At 71.0% G+C, this 17202-nt stretch carries 18 protein-coding genes and 1 pseudogene; 3 read left to right on the forward strand and 16 right to left on the reverse strand.

The genetic code is table 11. From position 1 onward, the window contains the following. Position 1: 1 nt before the first annotated feature. From dapF to dapA, 13 genes and pseudogenes are all read right to left on the reverse strand, one after another. Positions 2-862 (reverse strand): diaminopimelate epimerase, encoded by an 861-nt coding sequence (gene dapF, locus QE381_RS06105; RefSeq protein WP_307216404.1) that lies wholly within the window; start codon positions 860-862, stop codon positions 2-4. 38 nt (positions 863-900) lie between these two features. After that, positions 901-1839, reverse strand: coding sequence for a tRNA (adenosine(37)-N6)-dimethylallyltransferase MiaA (gene miaA / locus QE381_RS06110; protein WP_307216406.1), 939 nt, complete (start codon positions 1837-1839; stop codon positions 901-903). Between the two features lie 3 nt (positions 1840-1842). After that, positions 1843-3385, reverse strand: a pseudogene (gene miaB, locus QE381_RS06115) (tRNA (N6-isopentenyl adenosine(37)-C2)-methylthiotransferase MiaB). A gap of 57 nt (positions 3386-3442) precedes the next feature. After that, positions 3443-4114 carry a regulatory protein RecX gene (locus QE381_RS06120; RefSeq protein WP_307216408.1) on the reverse strand — a complete coding sequence of 224 codons (672 nt, stop codon included), beginning with the start codon at positions 4112-4114 and terminating at the stop codon, positions 3443-3445. A 4-nt stretch (positions 4115-4118) separates the two neighbouring features. Beyond that, the gene (gene recA, locus QE381_RS06125) at positions 4119-5174 is read right to left on the reverse strand and encodes a recombinase RecA (protein ID WP_307216409.1); all 1056 of its coding nucleotides are present in this window, start codon (positions 5172-5174) and stop codon (positions 4119-4121) included. Positions 5175-5401: 227 nt separating this feature from the next. Continuing rightward, entirely contained in the window at positions 5402-5626 is a 225-nt protein-coding gene (locus tag QE381_RS06130) for a DUF3046 domain-containing protein (RefSeq protein WP_307216411.1), read from the reverse strand. 7 nt (positions 5627-5633) lie between these two features. Continuing rightward, positions 5634-5942, reverse strand: a complete 309-nt coding sequence (locus QE381_RS06135; protein ID WP_307216413.1) for a helix-turn-helix domain-containing protein — start codon at positions 5940-5942, stop codon at positions 5634-5636. A 139-nt stretch (positions 5943-6081) separates the two neighbouring features. After that, positions 6082-6645: a CinA family protein gene (locus tag QE381_RS06140; RefSeq protein WP_373426918.1), complete on the reverse strand. Its 564-nt coding sequence runs from the start codon at positions 6643-6645 to the stop codon at positions 6082-6084. Beyond that, positions 6617-7198 carry a CDP-diacylglycerol--glycerol-3-phosphate 3-phosphatidyltransferase gene (gene pgsA, locus QE381_RS06145; RefSeq protein ID WP_307216415.1) on the reverse strand — a complete coding sequence of 194 codons (582 nt, stop codon included), beginning with the start codon at positions 7196-7198 and terminating at the stop codon, positions 6617-6619. Before pgsA ends, QE381_RS06140 begins: the two co-directional genes overlap by 29 nt. A gap of 38 nt (positions 7199-7236) precedes the next feature. After that, a complete protein-coding gene (locus tag QE381_RS06150; protein ID WP_307216418.1) occupies positions 7237-9933 on the reverse strand; it encodes a DNA translocase FtsK in 2697 nt (898 codons plus the stop codon). A gap of 57 nt (positions 9934-9990) precedes the next feature. Then, a complete protein-coding gene (locus QE381_RS06155) occupies positions 9991-10482 on the reverse strand; it encodes a GNAT family N-acetyltransferase (RefSeq protein WP_307216421.1) in 492 nt (163 codons plus the stop codon). Between the two features lie 136 nt (positions 10483-10618). Beyond that, positions 10619-12295 carry a ribonuclease J gene (locus QE381_RS06160; RefSeq protein WP_307216423.1) on the reverse strand — a complete coding sequence of 559 codons (1677 nt, stop codon included), beginning with the start codon at positions 12293-12295 and terminating at the stop codon, positions 10619-10621. Positions 12296-12379: 84 nt separating this feature from the next. After that, on the reverse strand, positions 12380-13357 hold the full coding sequence (gene dapA / locus QE381_RS06165) for a 4-hydroxy-tetrahydrodipicolinate synthase (RefSeq protein ID WP_307216424.1): 978 nt from the start codon (positions 13355-13357) through the stop codon (positions 12380-12382). A 43-nt stretch (positions 13358-13400) separates the two neighbouring features. Between dapA and QE381_RS06170 the strand changes: the two genes are divergently transcribed. Then, positions 13401-13940, forward strand: coding sequence for an NUDIX hydrolase (locus tag QE381_RS06170; protein WP_307216426.1), 540 nt, complete (start codon positions 13401-13403; stop codon positions 13938-13940). A 3-nt stretch (positions 13941-13943) separates the two neighbouring features. Here the strand turns inward: QE381_RS06170 and QE381_RS06175 are convergent, their stop codons facing one another. The 3 genes from QE381_RS06175 to QE381_RS06185 are packed head-to-tail and all read right to left on the reverse strand — an operon-like array spanning position 13944 to position 16030. After that, entirely contained in the window at positions 13944-14699 is a 756-nt protein-coding gene (locus QE381_RS06175) for an SDR family oxidoreductase (RefSeq protein WP_307216428.1), read from the reverse strand. Beyond that, positions 14700-15194 (reverse strand): dihydrofolate reductase, encoded by a 495-nt coding sequence (locus tag QE381_RS06180; protein WP_307216430.1) that lies wholly within the window; start codon positions 15192-15194, stop codon positions 14700-14702. It lies immediately after the preceding gene. Continuing rightward, positions 15191-16030 carry a thymidylate synthase gene (locus QE381_RS06185; RefSeq protein WP_307216432.1) on the reverse strand — a complete coding sequence of 280 codons (840 nt, stop codon included), beginning with the start codon at positions 16028-16030 and terminating at the stop codon, positions 15191-15193. Before QE381_RS06185 ends, QE381_RS06180 begins: the two co-directional genes overlap by 4 nt. A gap of 104 nt (positions 16031-16134) precedes the next feature. Here QE381_RS06185 and QE381_RS06190 point away from each other — a divergent pair, with 104 nt between their 5' ends. Together QE381_RS06190 and QE381_RS06195 are read left to right on the forward strand one after the other, a co-directional pair. Then, positions 16135-16572, forward strand: a complete 438-nt coding sequence (locus QE381_RS06190) for a thioredoxin family protein (protein ID WP_307216435.1) — start codon at positions 16135-16137, stop codon at positions 16570-16572. Further along, positions 16565-17131, forward strand: coding sequence for a DUF4395 domain-containing protein (locus QE381_RS06195; protein WP_307216437.1), 567 nt, complete (start codon positions 16565-16567; stop codon positions 17129-17131). The genes QE381_RS06190 and QE381_RS06195 overlap by 8 nt, the downstream gene beginning before the upstream one ends. Positions 17132-17202: the final 71 nt, after the last annotated feature.

Genomic DNA, 17202 nt, shown 5'->3' on the forward strand with positions numbered 1-17202 from the left:
GTCAGGCCAGCGTCAGCTCGCCCGTGTAGACGAGGGTCGCGGGCCCGGCCAGGAGGACGCGGCCGTCGCGCATGCGCACGCGCAGCGTGCCTCCGGGCACCTCGACCTCCCAGTCGTCGGGGGCGGCGGCGCCCGCCCAGTGCCGCACGGCGAGAGCGGCCGCGGCGACCCCGGTGCCGCAGCTGAGCGTCTCCCCCACGCCGCGCTCGAACACGCGCATGCGGATCGCACCGACGCCGGCGCGCACGAGCGGATCGGCGGGCACGACGAACTCGACGTTCGCCCCGTGGGGCGGCGCGGGGTGCAGCACCGGCTGATAGGCGAGATCGAGTCCCGTCAGCTCCTCGTCCCCGGAGAGGGCGACGACCGCATGCGGGTTGCCGACATCGATGCCCAGACCGGGCCGGGCCACCGACAGGCCCCGGGCCTGGACGAGCAGGTCGCTCTCGTCGACCGTCCACGCGCCGAGGTCGACCTCGAACCCGTCCGGCGTGCGGGTGAGCGACTTGACGCCTGCTCGCGTGCCGATGCCGACCGGCGCCGTCCCGATCTCGGCGAGTCCGTACTCGGTCAGGTAGCGTGCGAAGACCCGGATGCCGTTGCCGCACATCTCAGCGGCCGATCCGTCGGCGTTCCGGTAGTCCATGAACCACTCCGCGCCGGCGGCTGCCGCGTCGGCGCCCTCGGGGATCGCCCGCGAACGGACGACCCGCAGGATGCCGTCGCCGCCCACGCCGAACCGCCGGTCGCAGAGGACCGCGACCTGGTCGTCGGTCAGCGCCAGCTCACCGTCGGGGTCGGCGACGATCACGAAGTCGTTTCCCGTCCCGTGGCCCTTGGTGAACGGGAGGGAATGCGCCATGGGACGAGTCTAGCGACGGGACGGCTCCCCTCGCCGGTTCAGCGGTCGTCCGTGAGGAGCTCCGCCGCCGTCGCGCCCGTCGGCAGCCACAGGGCATCTCGGTAGCGGCGGAACCAGGAGACCTGCCGTCGCGCGTAGCGACGTGTCAGCGCCTGCGTCTGGGCGATCGCCTCCTCCCGCGTGAGCTCGCCGCGCAGCTCCGCGAGCGCCTGGGCGTAGCCGATCGCACGCGCGGCCGTGACCCCGCTCTCGAGCCCCTGGTCGCGCAGCGCCGCCACCTCGTCGCGCAGGCCGTCGCGCCACATCCCTTCGACACGGGCGTCGAGCCGCGCAACGAGCACGTCCCGCGGCGTCTGAAGCCCCACGATCCGCGTGCGTGGATGCCAGAGCGCGGGCTCCTCGGGCAGCGCCGCACCGTGGGTGGCGGAGCCCTGCGCCAGCACCTCGAGGGCACGCACGATCCGGCGTCCGTTGCGGGGGTCCACCCGTGCCGCCGTGGCGGGGTCCTGCGCGCTGAGCCGCTCGTACAGGGCGCCGGGACCGTGGGCGTCGAGCTCGGCCTCCAGCGCGGCCCGGATGGCCCGATCGCGCGGCGGGAACCGGAAGTCGAAGAGCACCGCCGAGACGTACAGGCCCGATCCGCCCACGAGGATCGCATCCGCGCCGCGTGCGTGCGCGGCCGCGATGGCTGCGCGGGCGTCCTCCTGATAGCGTGCGACCGCCGCCTCCTCGGTGACGTCGAGCACGTCGAGCAGATGGTGAGGGATGCCCCGTCGCTCGGCCACCGGCAGCTTGGCGGTCCCGATGTCCATGCCGCGATAGAGCTGCATGGCATCCGCGTTCACGATCTCGGCGTGACGTCCCCGGGCCGCGAGCCCCTCGGCGAGATCGAGCGAGAGCGCAGACTTTCCCGTTCCGGTCGCCCCGACGAGCGCCCAGAGGCTGGGCGGCGGCGTCGCCGTGCCGGCGGAGGGCACGGCTCAGCGAGGGGCGCGGAGCGACGGGAGGCCGAGCGAGACGGGACGCGGGGCGCCGGGCTCGGTCGGGACGGCGCAGGACTCCGACTGCGCGCGATCCCAGGCATCGCCCGCGCGCGTCCGGCGGATGCGCAGCGGCGCGCCGTCCACGGAGTCCGCCAGCAGGTGGAACGGCGCCGCGTGCGTGACCGTGACGGAGACGACATCACCGGGACGCGGCAGCTCAGATCCGTCCGGCACCTCGAAGTGGACGAGCCGGTTGTCTTCGGCTCGGCCGGTCAGTCGGCGCGTCTCCGCGTCCTTCTTGCCCTCGCCGGTGGAGACGAGCACCTCGACCTCGCGGCCGACCTGCTTCTGGTTCTCATCGAGCGAGATGCGGTCCTGCAGGGCGACGAGACGCTCGTAGCGCTCCTGCACGACGTGCTTGGGCACCTGGTCGGGCATGGTCGCCGCAGGCGTTCCCTCGCGGATCGAGTACTGGAACGTGAAGGCGTTGGCGAACCGCGCCTGCTCGACGACCCGCAGCGTCTGCTCGAAGTCCTCATCGGTCTCGCCGGGGAAGCCCACGAGTGATGTCGGTGGAGATCGCGGCGTGAGGGATGCGCTCCCGCACGCGATCGAGGATCCCGAGGAAGCGCTCGCTGCGATACGAGCGGCGCATGGCGCGCAGGACGCGGTCGCTTCCCGACTGCAGCGGCATATGCAGCTGGGGCATCACGGCCGGCGTCTCTGCCATCGCGTCGATCACGTCGTCGGTGAAGGCGGCCGGATGCGGACTGGTGAAGCGGATGCGCTCGAGACCTTCGATCTCGCCCGCCGCCCGGAGCAGCTTGCCGAACGCCTGGCGGTCGCCGAACTCGACGCCGTAGGAGTTCACGTTCTGGCCGAGGAGCGTGACCTCGACCGCGCCGTCGTCGACCAGAAGCCGGATCTCGCTCAGGATGTCGCCGGGGCGCCGGTCCTTCTCCTTGCCCCTCAGACTCGGCACGATGCAGAACGTGCAGGTGTTGTTGCATCCGACCGAGATCGAGACCCAGCCGCTGTGGACGCTGTCGCGCTTGGTGGGAAGCGTCGAAGGGAACACCTCGAGCGACTCGAGGATCTCCAGCTCCGCCTCGCCGTTGTGGCGCGCCCGCTCGAGCAGACTCGGGAGAGAGCCCATGTTGTGGGTTCCGAACACGACGTCGACCCACGGCGCCTTCTGCTGGACGACGTCCTTGTCCATCTGCGCGAGGCAGCCGCCGACCGCGATCTGCATGCCGTCGTGCTTGTCCTTGCGGGACTTGAGATGCCCCAGGGTGCCGTACAGCTTGCCGGCCGCGTTGTCGCGGACGGCGCACGTGTTGATCACCACGACGTCGGCCTCCACGCCCTCCGCCGCGCGGACATAGCCGGCCGACTCGAGCGAGCCCGACAGCCTCTCCGAGTCATGCACGTTCATCTGACAGCCGAACGTGCGGACCTCATAGGTGCGCGCCCGGCCGTCAGCGGCGACGGCGGCGACGGACGCCTCGATGAGCGTGGGGGTGGCGGACGGCGAAGACATGATGCCCCATTCTACGTTCGGGCGACATCGGCCCGGTCGCTCTGCTCGTCGGCGTCGTCAGCGGAATCGGACGCCGGACCCGCCCCGCGCCGCTCCGGCCTCGTCGAGCGCGGCGCCGGCGGCCCGCATCGCAACCGAGCCGGGAAAACCGCGCCGCGCGAGCTGCCCGATCAGCCGGCGCAGCGCCGTGTCGCGATCGAGGCTCACGAGTGACGCGGCCTTGCTCCGCGCGTAGTCGAGCGCACGGTCGTCGTCATCGTCCGGCAACGCGTCGAGCGCCTCGTCTGCGATCTCACGCGGCACTCCGCGCTTGGCCAGCGTCTGCGCGATGGCCTGGCGTCCCTGTCTCTTGCGGTCGACGCCGGCGTATACCAGCTGCTCCGCCAGCCGGGCGTCGTCGAGATATCCGCGCTCGCAGAACCGCTCGACCAGCTCATCGGCCGCCTCGGCATCGAGCCCCTCCGCGGCGAGCACGGCCCGGGCCTCCCGGATCGACAGCGAGCGGAGCCGGAGCCGCTTGAGCAGCACGCGCTCGGCCTCGGCGGCCCCATCGGTCGCCTCGGCATCGGACGCGCGGCCGCCGACGTCCCGAGGCCGGGCGGGCTCGACACCGGGGGCCGTCACGGCCGGCCCCGACACCGGACGGTCGACGCCGTGCCCCGTTCCGAAGAGCGGGATGACGGGGGCGAGGGGCTCCTCTCCCCCGTCATCCTCGACGAATCGGACCATCGGCTCAGGCCGGGCGCCGCGCCGCGAGCTCGTCGGCCACAGCCGCCTCGTCGGTCGCGCCACGCGCGCCGATGCCGAGCTTCTGCTTGATCTTCGTCTCGATCTCGGCGGCCACATCGGCGTTCTTCAGCAGGAAGTTGCGGGCGTTCTCCTTGCCCTGCCCCAGCTGCTCGCCGTCGTAGGTGTACCACGCGCCCGACTTCTTGACGATGCCGTGCTCGACGCCGAAGTCGATCAGTGAGCCCTCGCGCGAGATGCCCGTGCCGTAGAGGATGTCGAACTCCGCCTGCTTGAACGGCGGCGCCATCTTGTTCTTGACGACCTTCACACGCGTGCGGTTTCCCACCGCCTCGGTGCCGTCCTTCAGGGTCTCGATGCGACGGATGTCCAGGCGGACCGATGCGTAGAACTTGAGCGCCTTGCCGCCGGCCGTGGTCTCGGGCGAGCCGAAGAACACCCCGATCTTCTCGCGCAGCTGGTTGATGAAGATCATGGTCGTGTTGGTCTGGTTCAGGCCACCCGTGAGCTTGCGCAGCGCCTGCGACATGAGCCGTGCCTGCAGGCCGACGTGCGAGTCTCCCATCTCGCCTTCGATCTCGGCCTTCGGCACGAGCGCCGCGACGGAGTCGATGACGGCCAGGTCGATGGCCCCGGAGCGGACGAGCATGTCGGCGATCTCGAGCGCCTGCTCACCCGTGTCGGGCTGGGAGACCAGAAGCGAGTCGATGTCGACGCCGAGCTTCTTGGCGTAGTCGGGGTCGAGCGCGTGCTCGGCGTCGATGAACGCCGCGATGCCACCGGCACGCTGGACGTTGGCGATCGCGTGCAGGGTGAGAGTGGTCTTACCCGACGACTCCGGCCCGTAGATCTCGATGATGCGACCCCGCGGCAGGCCGCCGACGCCGAGGGCGACGTCGAGGGCGATGGAGCCGGTGGGGATGACCTCGACGGGGGCTCGGTCATCGCTGCCCAGCCGCATGACCGAGCCCTTCCCGAACTGCCGGTCGATCTGGGCGAGGGCCGATTCCAGGGCCTTCTCGCGGTCGGCGGGTGATGGCATGACGTGCTCCTTCTGCTCGCGTTCCGTCGCCTGTAGGCTGTCGCGCCCCGGACCGGGTGGCCCGTGTGCTGCGACAAGGCGGAGGGGTCGTCTTGTCTCACACGGTACGAGGGGCCTCCGACATCGGCCGGCGGATCCTCCGCATCCGTGGAGAGACGTCCTATCGACGACTCCTGTGCAGGAGCCTACGCAGTGATCGAACAGATCTTCGACGACACGCCGCGCGCTCAGTGTCGACGAGGCTCGAGTCGTCCCACGCCGTAGCGGCGTTCGCTCGGCACGCCCATCTCCTCGCACAGTGCGAGCCAGACGTCTTTCACAGGGGCTCCCGCGTCGAGCGCTGCTCCCGCGCTCAGACCCCCGCAGGCGGTCAGGGAGAGGTCGGCGAGCAGGTGCCCCGCCTGCGCTCCGAACTCCTCGGCGACGGCACGGTCGAACTCGCTGCGACGCACGACGGCGTCAGCGCAGCGACAGCTCGGGCTCGACCTCGGCGACCAGATCGTCGGGGACGACATCCGGGAACACCTGCAGCCCCTCCAGCACGGAAAGGCGATCGGCCACCTCGCGCATGATCATCGCGATCGGCACGTCGAGGGCCTCGGCGACCGCGGCGAGGATCTCGCTCGAGGCCTCCTTCTGCCCGCGCTCGACCTCGCTCAGATAGCCGAGCGCGACGCTGGCGCGGCTCGCGACCTGACGAAGGGTGCGACCCTTCTGCTGCCGGAAATCCCGCAGGACGTCACCGATCTCGTGGCGTACCAGGATCATGTCGGGTCCCCTCCTCGTCTCTCTCGCGTCGTCCGGGTGGCCTACGGTACCGCACCCGGTGCTGACAAATCTAAACCCGCTCGCTGAGGACGGGGTCAGAATCACCGAATGTAACCGAGGCGACACACGGCGTATTCCGTCAGAGCGCCTCCAGCAGCAGCCACAGCGCGCGGCGCACGGTCTGCTCGCGGATCTCCGCGCGGCCGCCCTCGAACAGCGCCGACTCCACCCGGGTGCCCAGCGCGGTCGAGACGGCGATGTGCACGGTGCCCACGGGCTGGCCGTCGGGCGAGGCGGGACCGGCGATCCCCGTCGTGGACACTCCGACGTCGGCCCGGCCGCCGCCGATCGCGAGCGCGTCGCGGACGCCGTCGGCCATCTGCCGGGCCACCTTGGGCTGCACGGCGCCATGCTCGGCGAGGAAATCGGCGTCCACCCCGAGCAGGCTGTGCTTGATCGCGCTGTCGTAGGCGATGACCCCGCCCCGCACGCACGCGGACGCGCCCGGCACCTCCACCAGAGCCGCGGTCAACAGCCCTCCGGTGAGCGACTCCGCGACGCCGACGCTCCACCCGAGCTCGCCGAGCCGCTCGATCACGCGCTCGGCATCCGTGCGCCGGCCGCGGCGCACGATCGTGGTCGCGCCGTCGAGGGGCTCCTCGTCGAACACCGTGTCAGCCCCGTCCGTCCGCGGCGCGCGCACGACGCGCGCCCCGTACCTCGGAGACGACGTAGTCGATTCCGCTCGCGATCGTCAGGATCACCGCGATCCACATCGTCACGACGTTCACCCAGACCACCCACTCCCCCGCCACGGCGGCGAGCGGCAGGAGCGCGAACGAGAGCGCCACGGCCTGGGCGACGGTCTTGAGCTTGCCCATCCAGGCCGCTGCGAGCACGTGATCGCTCACCACGGCCAGCCGGTACACCGTGATGCCGATCTCGCGCACGAGGACGATGATCGTGACCCACCACGGCAGCTCCGCCAGGATCGAGAGTCCGACGAACGCGCATCCGGTGAGGGCCTTGTCCGCGATCGGGTCGAGCAGCTTTCCGAGGTCGGTGACGATCTCGTAGCGCCGTGCGAGGTGGCCGTCGATCCCGTCCGTCGCGATCGCGACGATGAAGAGGACGGCGGCACCCCACCGCAGTCCCCCGTCCGCGCCGGCATCGGCCAGCAGCATCCACAGGAAGACCGGCGCGCACAGGATGCGCACGATCGTGATCGTGTTGGGCAACTGCCTCGGGACTCCCACCCTGCGAGCCTAGCGACTCGGCACCCGCCGCCGCGGCGTCAGTCGCGCCCGGTCAGCTGCCAGGCGTCCTCGGAGCCCTCGTCGCCATCGATCGTCTCGTAGCCGTCGTACTGCGCCTGGACCGCGTCCGGGCCGTAGGGATCGCCCGCGGGCACCGATGCCGCCGTCGTCGGCGGCTCGTCGCCGCGCAGCCGCGCCAGCACCTCGGGCAGCTGGTCGGGCGTCACGAGCACATCGCGCGCCTTCGACCCTTCGGAGGGGCCCACGATCTCGCGCGACTCGAGCAGGTCCATGAGCCTGCCGGCCTTCGCGAATCCGACGCGGAGCTTGCGCTGCAGCATCGAGGTCGACCCGAACTGGGTCGAGATGATCTGCTCGGCCGCCGCCAGGAGCAGCTCGAGGTCGTCACCGATGTCGGCGTCGATCTCCTTCTTCTCGGCCGCCGCCGCCACATCCGCGCGATACTCCGGCCGGGCCTGACCGGTGACGTGCGCGACGACCTTCTCGATCTCGGGCTCGCTGACCCAGGCGCCCTGCACGCGGATCGGCTTGGACGTGCCCATCGGCAGGAACAGGCCGTCGCCCTGGCCGATCAGCCGGTCCGCGCCCGGCTGATCGAGGATGACGCGGGAATCGGTCACACTCGTCACCGCGAAGGCGAGACGGGAGGGCACGTTCGCCTTGATGAGACCGGTCACGACGTCGACGGAGGGTCGCTGCGTGGCGAGCACGAGATGGATGCCGCTGGCGCGGGCGAGCTGGGTGATGCGGACGATCGAGTCCTCGACGTCGCGCGGAGCGACCATCATGAGGTCGGCGAGCTCATCGACGACGACCAGCAGATACGGGTAGGGCTTGAGCACCCGCTCGCTGCCCGGGGGCAGCTGGATCGAGCCCGCGACCACGGCCTTGTTGAAGTCGTCGATGTGACGGAACCCGAACGACGCCAGGTCGTCGTAGCGCATGTCCATCTCCTTCACGACCCACTGCAGCGCCTCGGCGGCCTTCTTCGGGTTCGTGATGATGGGCGTGATGAGGTGCGGCACGCCGGCGTAGCTCGTGAGCTCGACCCGCTTGGGGTCGATCAGCACCATGCGCACCTCGCTCGGCTTGGCGCGCATCAGCAGGCTCGTGATCATCGAGTTCACGAAGCTCGACTTGCCCGAGCCGGTGGAGCCGGCGACCAGCAGGTGGGGCATCTTGGCGAGGTTCGCCACGACGAACCCGCCGCCGACGTCCTTTCCGACGCCGATCGTCATGGGGTGCGTCGCCTGCTGCGCGGCCGGCGATCGGAGGATGTCGCCCAGCGTCACGATCTCGCGATCCGCGTTGGGGATCTCGACGCCGATCGCGCTCTTGCCCGGGATCGGGGCGAGGATGCGGACCTCGTTCGAGGCGACGGCGTAGGCGATGTTGTTGGTCAGCGCCGTGATGCGCTCGACCTTGACGCCGGGGCCGACCTCGACCTCGTACTGCGTGACGGTCGGACCGCGCGAGAAGCCCGTGACACGGGCGTCGATGCCGAACTGCTCGAAGACGCCCGTGATCGCCGCGACGACCCGGTCGTTGGCCTCGGACCGCGCCTTGGGCGCGCTTCCGGCGGCGAGGGCCGCGACCGAGGGCAGCACATAGGGGGCAGAGGGCGGCAGGCGGTCACCGTCGGCGCCGTAGCCGGCGGCATCCGGCAGCGTGAGCGGCTCGATCTCGCCGCTGTCGGCGTCGTCTCGCAGCGAGGTCGCACCGTGCTCCGCGGCGGCGCGCTCGGCGGCGGCGAGCACCGCGGGGTCGATGACCTCGGTGAGCGCGTCGGGAGCGGCGGGCGCCGGCTCGAGTGCCTGGTCGAAGCCGCCCGCGACGGGACCGGTCGTGTCGAGCAGGCCGAGCAGGTCGTCTCCCGACGCGCTGTCGGGGTCCTCCTCGCGGCCGCTCTTGGTGCGGCGCCACCACGGGATCGACTCCGTGGGGACGTCGTCGGCGGGGGCGAGGGACTTCGTGACCGCGCCCGTCCCGGCGGCGGGCTCGGCCGCTGCCGGGCGCTCGGCGCCGAACATCCAGGCGTAGAGGTCGCCGAGTCGGCTGCCGATGCGGTTCGGCGGCGTCTTGGTGAGGATGAGCACGCTGAGCACGGTGAACAGCCCGAGCACGATCGCGGCGCCGATGGGCGTCAACAGTGTCGCGAGCGGCTCGCCGACCATCCAGCCGAACAGACCGCCGGCGGCGCTCAGGGCGGGCAGGCCCGCGCTCGGCGCGGGCCTCGCCCCGAAGACGTGGCAGAACCCGGCGATCGTGACGATGAACAGCGCGAAGCCGATGCCGATGCGCCCGTTGTCGTGCACCGACGGCGGGTGTCGGAACAGCCAGCCGGCGAGGAGGACGAGCAGGACGGGCAGCAGGAACGCCACGCGCCCCACGAGGAGACCCACGGTGTAGGCGCTGACGAGCGTCGCCCCCTCGGCGCCGATGAAGAACCACTCGACCACCGCGCCGGCGATGGCGAGGAGCACGAGGAAGAACGGGAAGCCGTCTCGCCGCTGCTCCTTCTCGAGGTTCTCCGGGCCGAAGGCCCGGAACAGGGCGCCGACGCCGTGTGCGAGACCCATCCACGCCCGCGCGGCGAGCGGCGGCTTCTCTTCTTCGCCGACGTAGCGCTTGGGCGCCGGCGCAGGCTTCGCCGCCCGCGACGACGCCTGTGACTTCGTGCGGCCGCGCGTGGTCGTCCCCGTGCTCTTGGCCATGGATCCCACGGTAGGCCGCCCCGCCGACATCCGCGGGCAGCGACGCGGCTATCCCGCTCAGTGCAGCCGCTTGACCATCGTGTCTCGGCCGTTTCCGGCCTCCGTCACGACGAAGCCCTCGCTGCGATAGAGCGTGACCGCGTAGTTGCCGCGCTGGACGCTGAGGCTCAGACGGGAGTGCCCCTGCGCCTTGGCGCGCTCCACGAGCGCCTGGAGCAGTGCCCGCCCGACGCCGTGCGCGCGCCAGATCGGACGCACGCCGATGATGAGCTCCGGAACCCCGGTTCCCACGTAGCCGAACCCCGGCTCGGTACGCGGCAGCATCCGGTACCAGCTCGCGCCGATCGGGTCGTCCTGCGCGTCGAGCGCGACGACCCCCGCATCACCGGGCCGCATCCAGCCGGCCAGGTACCGGCCGTGGCGCGGGTCGGCGAGCACCTCGTGACGCGGGGCGGCCGCGCCCGCGTGCCAGTTGGCCGCCTCGACCACCATGTCGGCGAGGAACGCGCCGTCGCCCTGCACGGCAGGACGGATGCGGAACGTCGGCATGCCCGCATCCTACCGACCGGGCTCCGACCGTGACGTCGCCGAACGGCACGGATGTCGCAGCCCCTCGGCCCCTGGCTGCGACATCCGCGCGATTCTGCGACATCCGCACAGCGGCGGTCGCCGCGCGCGGCGAGGCTTAGGCCTCGATGACGAGCGGCACGATCATGGGACGCCGGCGGAGCCGCTGGTTGACCCAGCGCCCGATCGTGCGCCGCATCACCTGGGACAGCGCGTGCGTGTCTCGCACACCGGACGCCGACGCCTCCGCCAGTGCCGCCGCGATCTTGGGCTTCACGTCCTCGAACACGGCGTCGTCCTCCGCGAAGCCGCGAGCGTGGATCTCGGGCCCCGTGATGACGCGGCCGGTCGCGGCGTCGACCACGGCGATGACGGAGATGAACCCCTCCTCGCTGAGGATGCGGCGGTCCTTGAGGTCGGCGTCCGTGATCTCGCCCACCGTCGATCCGTCGACGTACACGAATCCGAGGTCGAGCTGTCCGACCACCTGTGCGACACCGTCGCGCAGATCGACGACCGTGCCGTTCTCGCCGAGGATCGTGCGGTCGGCGGGGACACCGGTCTCACGGGCGAGCTTGGCGTTGGCCATGAGGTGGCGGAACTCGCCGTGCACCGGGAGGACGTTGCGCGGACCGAGGATGTTGTAGCAGTACAGCAGCTCCCCCGCGGCGGCGTGTCCGGACACGTGCACCTTCGCGTTGGCCTTGTGCACGACGTTCGCGCCGAGCTTCGTGAGCCCGTCGATCACGCGGTACACGGCGTTCTCGTTGCCCGGGATGAGGCTCGAGGCGAGGATCACGGTGTCGCCGGGTCCCGGCTCGATCTCGTGGTCGAGGTTCGCCATGCGGCTGAGGACCGCCATCGGCTCGCCCTGCGAGCCCGTCGACATGTAGACGATCCGGTCGTCCGGCAGGTCCCGCGCCTTCTTGTAGTCGATGAGCACGCCGTCGGGAACCGTCAGGTAGCCGAGGTTCTCGGCGATCGTCATGTTGCGCACCATGCTGCGCCCGAGGAATGCGACGCGGCGTCCGTTCGCGTGGGCGGCGTCGATGACCTGCTGCACACGGTGCACGTGGCTCGAGAAGCTCGCGACGATGACGCGGCGCGGCGCGCGCGCGATCACCTGATCGAGCACCGGACCGATCGATCGCTCCGTGGGCGTGAAGCCGGGCACGTCGGCGTTGGTCGAGTCGACGAGGAACAGGTCGACGCCCTCCTCCCCGAGTCGCGCGAAGGAGCGCAGGTCGGTGAGGCGGCCGTCGAGGGGCAGCTGGTCCATCTTGAAGTCGCCGGTTGCCAGCGCCAGCCCGGCGGGCGTGCGGATCGCGACCGCCAGCGCATCCGGGATGGAGTGGTTGACGGCCACGAACTCCAGATCGAACGGGCCGACCTTCTCCCGCTGTCCCTCGGCGACCGTGAGCGTGTACGCCTTGATCCGGTGCTCCTTGAGCTTGGCCTCGGTGAGGGCGAGGGTCAGCTGCGAGCCGATGAGGGGGATGTCGTTCTTGAGCTTGAGGAGGTAGGGAACCGCCCCGATGTGGTCCTCGTGTCCGTGGGTGAGCACGACGCCCACGATGTCGTCGAGGCGCCCGCGGAGCGGAGCGAAGTCCGGGAGGATGAGGTCGACGCCCGGCTGGTGCTCCTCGGGGAACAGCACGCCGCAGTCGACGATGAGGATCTTCCCGTCGTACTCGAACGTCGTCATGTTGCGTCCGACCTCGCCGAGCCCCCCGAGCGGTGTCACGCGCAGGGTTCCGGAGTCGAGGGCGGGCGGATCGTAAACAGTGGTGGCCATGCCTGCCTTTCCGGAGGCGGTCTGTCACCGCATCCGTTCTTCGCGTCTGGCGACGCATGTGGTGCCGGCTCCTGCCGGCGTGTGTCAGCGCGTGGTCCCGTGCACCTTCGGCAGCGCGCCGCCGGCGGCGGCGTTGCGATCGGGACGGAAGTTGGAGAAGTCGACGCCCGGGACATCGTGCACGAGGGCGAGCTCGTCCTCGATCAGAGCAGCCTCCCACTCCTCCGGGCCCACGAGCGGGAGCCGCACGCGGGGGCTGCCGATGCGACCGAGGCCGTGGAGGATGTACTTGGCGCTCACGGTGCCGGGGATGTGGGTCATGACCGCGCGCACGAGGGGCTCGAGCTTGCGGTGGGCGGCGGTCGCCGCCGTCAGGTCGCCCGCGTTCACGGCGTCGACGATCGTGCGGTACGGGCGGGCGGTGATGTTCGCCGTGACGCCGATCATGCCGGTCGCGCCGATCGACAGGTGCGGGAGCACGTTCGCATCGTCGCCCGAGAAGTATATGAGGTCGGTCTGGTTCAGCACCCGGCTGACCTCGCTGAAATCGCCCTTGGCGTCCTTGATCGCGAGGATGTTGGGGTGCTTGGCGAGCCGCAGGATCGTCTCGTACCTGATCGGCACGCCCGTCCTGCCGGGGATGTCGTAGAGGATCACGGGCAGGTCGGTCGCGTCGGCGACCAGCCGGAAATGGGTGAGGATGCCGGCCTGCGTCGGCTTGTTGTAGTACGGCGTGACGATCATGATCCCGTCCGCACCGGCCTTCTCGCTGGCCTTGTAGAGCTCGATCGCATGCGCGGTCTCGTTCGAGCCGCCGCCCGTGATGATCTTCGCGCGGCCGGCCGCGACGTCCTTGCCGACCTCGACGAGGCGCAGCTTCTCGGCGTCCGTCAGGGTGCTGGTCTCGCCGGTGGTGCCGGTCACGACGATGCCGTCCGCACCGGAGACGATGACGTCGTCGATGTGCTTCTCGACGGCCGGCCAATCGACCTCGCCGTCGGCCGTCATGGGGGTGACGAGCGCGACGAGCACCTGACCGAAGGGGTTGCTCGTGTGCGACATGCCTCCAGGCTATCGGTTCACGGGACCCCCTACGCTGAGCCGTATGGCCTGGCGAACGCGCGCGACGCGCACCGTCTACGAGAACCGTTGGATCCACGTGCGGGAGGACGAGGTGACGGGGCCGCACGGCGACGGCATCTACGGCGTCGTGCGGATGCAGCATCCTGCCGTCTTCGTGGTGGCGCTCGACGACGAGGAGCGCGTCTGCCTCGTCCGCGTCGACCGGTACACCGTGGGGCCCTCGTGGGAGGTCCCCGCCGGGGGCAGCGACGGCGAGGAGCCGCTCGTCGCCGCGCGGCGGGAGCTGGCGGAGGAGACCGGCCTCGCCGCTGACGAGTGGACGCCGCTCGGCTCGATGACCGCGCTCAACGGCATCGCGGACGCGCCCGAGCACGTGTTCCTCGCCCGGGGGCTGCGCGAGGCGACGGATGCCGCGGCCACCCAGCACGAGGAGGGCATCGACGAGCTCGCCTGGGTGCCCTTCGCCGAGGTCGTCGGGATGATCGCCGACGACCGGCTCACCGACGGGGAGACGATCGCCGCGGTCGCGATGGCCGGCATCCGCCTGGGCCGCTTCGCGTAGCGGTCAGCGCCCCCGACGGCCCTGCCGCGCCGCGATCCGATCGGGCAGCAGCCGTACGAGCACGGTGAGCACGCGATACCGCAGGGAGGGGATCGAGACGGCGCGACCACGGGCGAGGTCACGAAGCGACTGCTCGACCACGGTGCCGGCGTCGAGCCACATCCATCCGGGGACGCCCTCACGACCGGGCGCCAGGCCCATCCGCTCGTGGAAGCTCGTGTGCGTGTAGCCCGGGCACACGGCCGTGACGCGGACGCCGCGCGGCGCGTACTCGGCGTCGGCCCACCGGCTGAACGAGACGAGCCAGCGCTTGCAGGCGCCGTACGTCGAACGCGGCATGAACGCGGCGGCGGAGGCGACGTTGAGGATGCGACCGCGGCCGCGCGCGAGCATCGGCCCCAGAGCCGCGTGCATGAGCCGCATCGGCACCTCGACGTGAAGCGCGAGATGCCGCGCCTCGGCCTCGATGTCGTTCGTCTCGAAGGAGAGCGGAAGCCCGAAGCCGGCGTTGTTGATCAGCACGTCCACCGGCGTGTCGCGCAGCCGTCGCTCGACCAGCGCGCGCTCCTCGGGCACGAGCAGGTCGGCGGCGAGCACCTCGACCGAGGCACCCCATCGCACTCTCGCCTCGGTCGCCACCTCCTCGAGCGCCCGGACGTCGCGCGCGACGAGCACGAGGTCGGCTCCGCGAGCCGCCAATCGACGGGCGTACTCCGCACCGAGACCGGAGCTGGCGCCGGTGATGAGGGCCGTGGGCATCTACGCGGACCTCCGGTACGTGAGGAAGCGGTACCGGATGCCGCTCGTTGAGCGGTGCCACCCGCTCTCCGGGTCGACCGCGACCGGGACCCATCCCGTCGTCGACGGCGCGTGCGTGTCGCCGTCGATCTCGACGTCGAGCTCGGTGACCTCGAGCACATCGGCACGGCCGATCGCCTCGGCGTAGAGCTGCCCCCCGCCGATGACCCACGCCCGCTCCCCCGCCGCGGACAGGGCGTCGTCGAGCGATGCGGCCCGGATGGCGCCGGCATCCGCCCAGTCGGCCTGTCGCGTGACGACCACGTTGCGACGTCCCGGAAGCGGCCGGAAGCGCTCCGGCAGCGACTCCCACGTGCGGCGCCCCATGACGACCGGGTCGGAGCCCGTGAGGCGCCGGAAGTGGGCGAGGTCCTCGGGCACGTGCCAGGGCATGGTGCCGTCGCGGCCGATCACGCCGCCACGGGCCTGCGCCCACACGAGCCCCGTGCCGGTCATACGGCGACGGGCGCCTGGATGGTCGGGTGGTGCTGGTACCCCTCGACCACGATGTCGTCGTACTCGTAGTCGAACACCGACGCGGGGCGGCGTGCGAAGCGCAGCGTGGGGTAGGGGTAGGGCTCGCGCGTGAGCTGCTCGCGCACCTGCTCGAGATGGTTGTCGTACACGTGGCAGTCGCCGCCGGTCCAGACGAAGTCGCCCGGCTCCAGGTCGGTCTGCTGCGCGATCATGAGCGTGAGCAGCGCGTAGGAGGCGATGTTGAAGGGCACGCCGAGGAACATGTCGGCGCTGCGCTGATAGAGCTGGCACGACAGCTTGCCGTCGGCGACGTAGAACTGGAACAAGGCATGGCAGGGCGCGAGCGCCATCTGCGGGATGTCGGCCGGGTTCCACGCCGAGACGATGAGACGACGGGAGTCGGGGTTCGTGCGGATCTGCTCGATCACCTGGGAGATCTGGTCGATCGTCTCGCCGTTGCGCGCAGGCCACGAACGCCACTGCACACCGTAGATCGGCCCGAGCTCGCCCTCCGCGTCGGCCCATTCGTCCCAGATCGTGACCCCGCGCTCCTGCAGCCAGCGCGCGTTCGAGGTGCCGCGGAGGAACCACAGCAGCTCGTAGACGATCGACTTGAGGTGGAGGCGCTTGGTCGTCACGAGCGGGAAGCCCTGCGAGAGGTCGAACCGGATCTGACGCCCGAACACGCTCGTGGTCCCCGTGCCCGTGCGGTCGGACTTGTGGGTTCCCTCGGCGAGCACGTCGCGCATGAGGTCTTCGTACGGAGTGGGGATCGCGGCGGTCACGGCCCTCACGATACCTGCGCCTCCGGACATCCGGACGGATGCCGCACACCGCGCGCCGACGATTGTTACGTCGCGTGCGTCATTCTCGCCGGATCCGGCCGCGGGCGTCCGGGGAGCGCTTAGCCTGTACTGCTGTGGACCCGTTCCTCGCGCTCATCATCGTCGTCGCCCTCCTCGTCGTGACCGTCGTCATCGGCCTGGCGCTGCGGCGCGATCGCACGCACCGCCGCGCGGTCAGCTCGGATGAGGTCGTGGATCCGACTCGGCTCGGCGCCGACGCGCTGGGCGAGACCGCGACGCTCCTGCAGTTCAGCACCGAGATGTGCAGCCGGTGCCCCGGGATGCATCGCGTCCTCTCCTCGATCGCCGACGCGCGTGCCGGCGTGCGCCACCTCGACGTCGATCTCACGCATCGCCCCGACATCGCGCGCCACTTCCACGTGCTGCAGACCCCGACGACCCTCGTGCTCGACCGCGACGGCCACGTGCGCACCCGCTTCGGCGGCACGCCGGGACGCGACGTGATCGAGCTGGAGCTGACCCGCATCACCGAGGAGGCCGCACATGCCTGAGCCCACACGGATCGACGTCCGCGGACCGCGGTTCGCGGCATCCATCACCGCCGTCCTCCTGCTCGTCGACGTGTTCCTCGGCCTCACAGGTCTGTCGACCGCGCGCGGGTTCGGATGGTTCGCCTACCAGCCGCTGGCGGCGACGCTCGACTCCACGAGGGGATGGGCCATTCAGGACGCCTCGCTCCTCGCACGCGTGCTCGATCCCGCCTTCCTGCTGCTCCTCGTGATCGCCGCGCTGTTCGCGTGGAGCGTGCTCGCGCCGCGGACGGCGCCGTGGGGGCTCCTGTACCGGCGCGTCGTGCAGCCGCGGCTGCGACCGGCGACCGAGTTCGAGGATCCCCGGCCGCCTCGCTTCGCGCAGGGCGTCGGACTGTTCGTGTCGGTGGTCGGGCTCGTGCTGCAGCTGGCGGGAGTCCCGTGGGGACTTCCGATCGCGGCGGCCGCGGCGTTCGTCGCCGCATTCCTCAACGCGGCCTTCGGCCTGTGCCTGGGGTGCCAGCTGTACCTGCTGCTGCAGCGGGCCGGCATCGTCGGGCGGGCGCGTCCGGCAGCGTGAGCTGTCAACCCGTGGATCGTGTCATCGGCACGGGATAACCTGTCCCCGACGGCGCGCAGACGGCCTGCGCC

This window comes from Microbacterium sp. SORGH_AS_0888 (assembly GCF_030818905.1).
In the GTDB taxonomy this organism is placed as follows: Bacteria; Actinomycetota; Actinomycetes; order Actinomycetales; family Microbacteriaceae; genus Microbacterium.

Bases quoted from the DNA above. Each gene is read 5' to 3' on its own strand.
- QE381_RS06120 (WP_307216408.1), bottom strand. From the start codon at position 4,114: ATGGTCCGATTCGTCGAGGATGACGGGGGAGAGGAGCCCCTCGCCCCC.
- recA (WP_307216409.1), bottom strand. From the start codon at position 5,174: ATGCCATCACCCGCCGACCGCGAGAAGGCCCTGGAATCGGCCCTCGCC.
- QE381_RS06195 (WP_307216437.1), top strand. From the start codon at position 16,565: ATGCCTGAGCCCACACGGATCGACGTCCGCGGACCGCGGTTCGCGGCA.
- QE381_RS06170 (WP_307216426.1), top strand. From the start codon at position 13,401: ATGGCCTGGCGAACGCGCGCGACGCGCACCGTCTACGAGAACCGTTGG.
- dapF (WP_307216404.1), bottom strand. From the start codon at position 862: ATGGCGCATTCCCTCCCGTTCACCAAGGGCCACGGGACGGGAAACGAC.
- QE381_RS06185 (WP_307216432.1), bottom strand. From the start codon at position 16,030: ATGTCCGGAGGCGCAGGTATCGTGAGGGCCGTGACCGCCGCGATCCCC.
- QE381_RS06175 (WP_307216428.1), bottom strand. From the start codon at position 14,699: ATGCCCACGGCCCTCATCACCGGCGCCAGCTCCGGTCTCGGTGCGGAG.
- QE381_RS06180 (WP_307216430.1), bottom strand. From the start codon at position 15,194: ATGACCGGCACGGGGCTCGTGTGGGCGCAGGCCCGTGGCGGCGTGATC.
- QE381_RS06155 (WP_307216421.1), bottom strand. From the start codon at position 10,482: ATGCCGACGTTCCGCATCCGTCCTGCCGTGCAGGGCGACGGCGCGTTC.
- QE381_RS06160 (WP_307216423.1), bottom strand. From the start codon at position 12,295: ATGGCCACCACTGTTTACGATCCGCCCGCCCTCGACTCCGGAACCCTG.
- QE381_RS06150 (WP_307216418.1), bottom strand. From the start codon at position 9,933: ATGGCCAAGAGCACGGGGACGACCACGCGCGGCCGCACGAAGTCACAG.
- dapA (WP_307216424.1), bottom strand. From the start codon at position 13,357: ATGTCGCACACGAGCAACCCCTTCGGTCAGGTGCTCGTCGCGCTCGTC.
- QE381_RS06135 (WP_307216413.1), bottom strand. From the start codon at position 5,942: ATGATCCTGGTACGCCACGAGATCGGTGACGTCCTGCGGGATTTCCGG.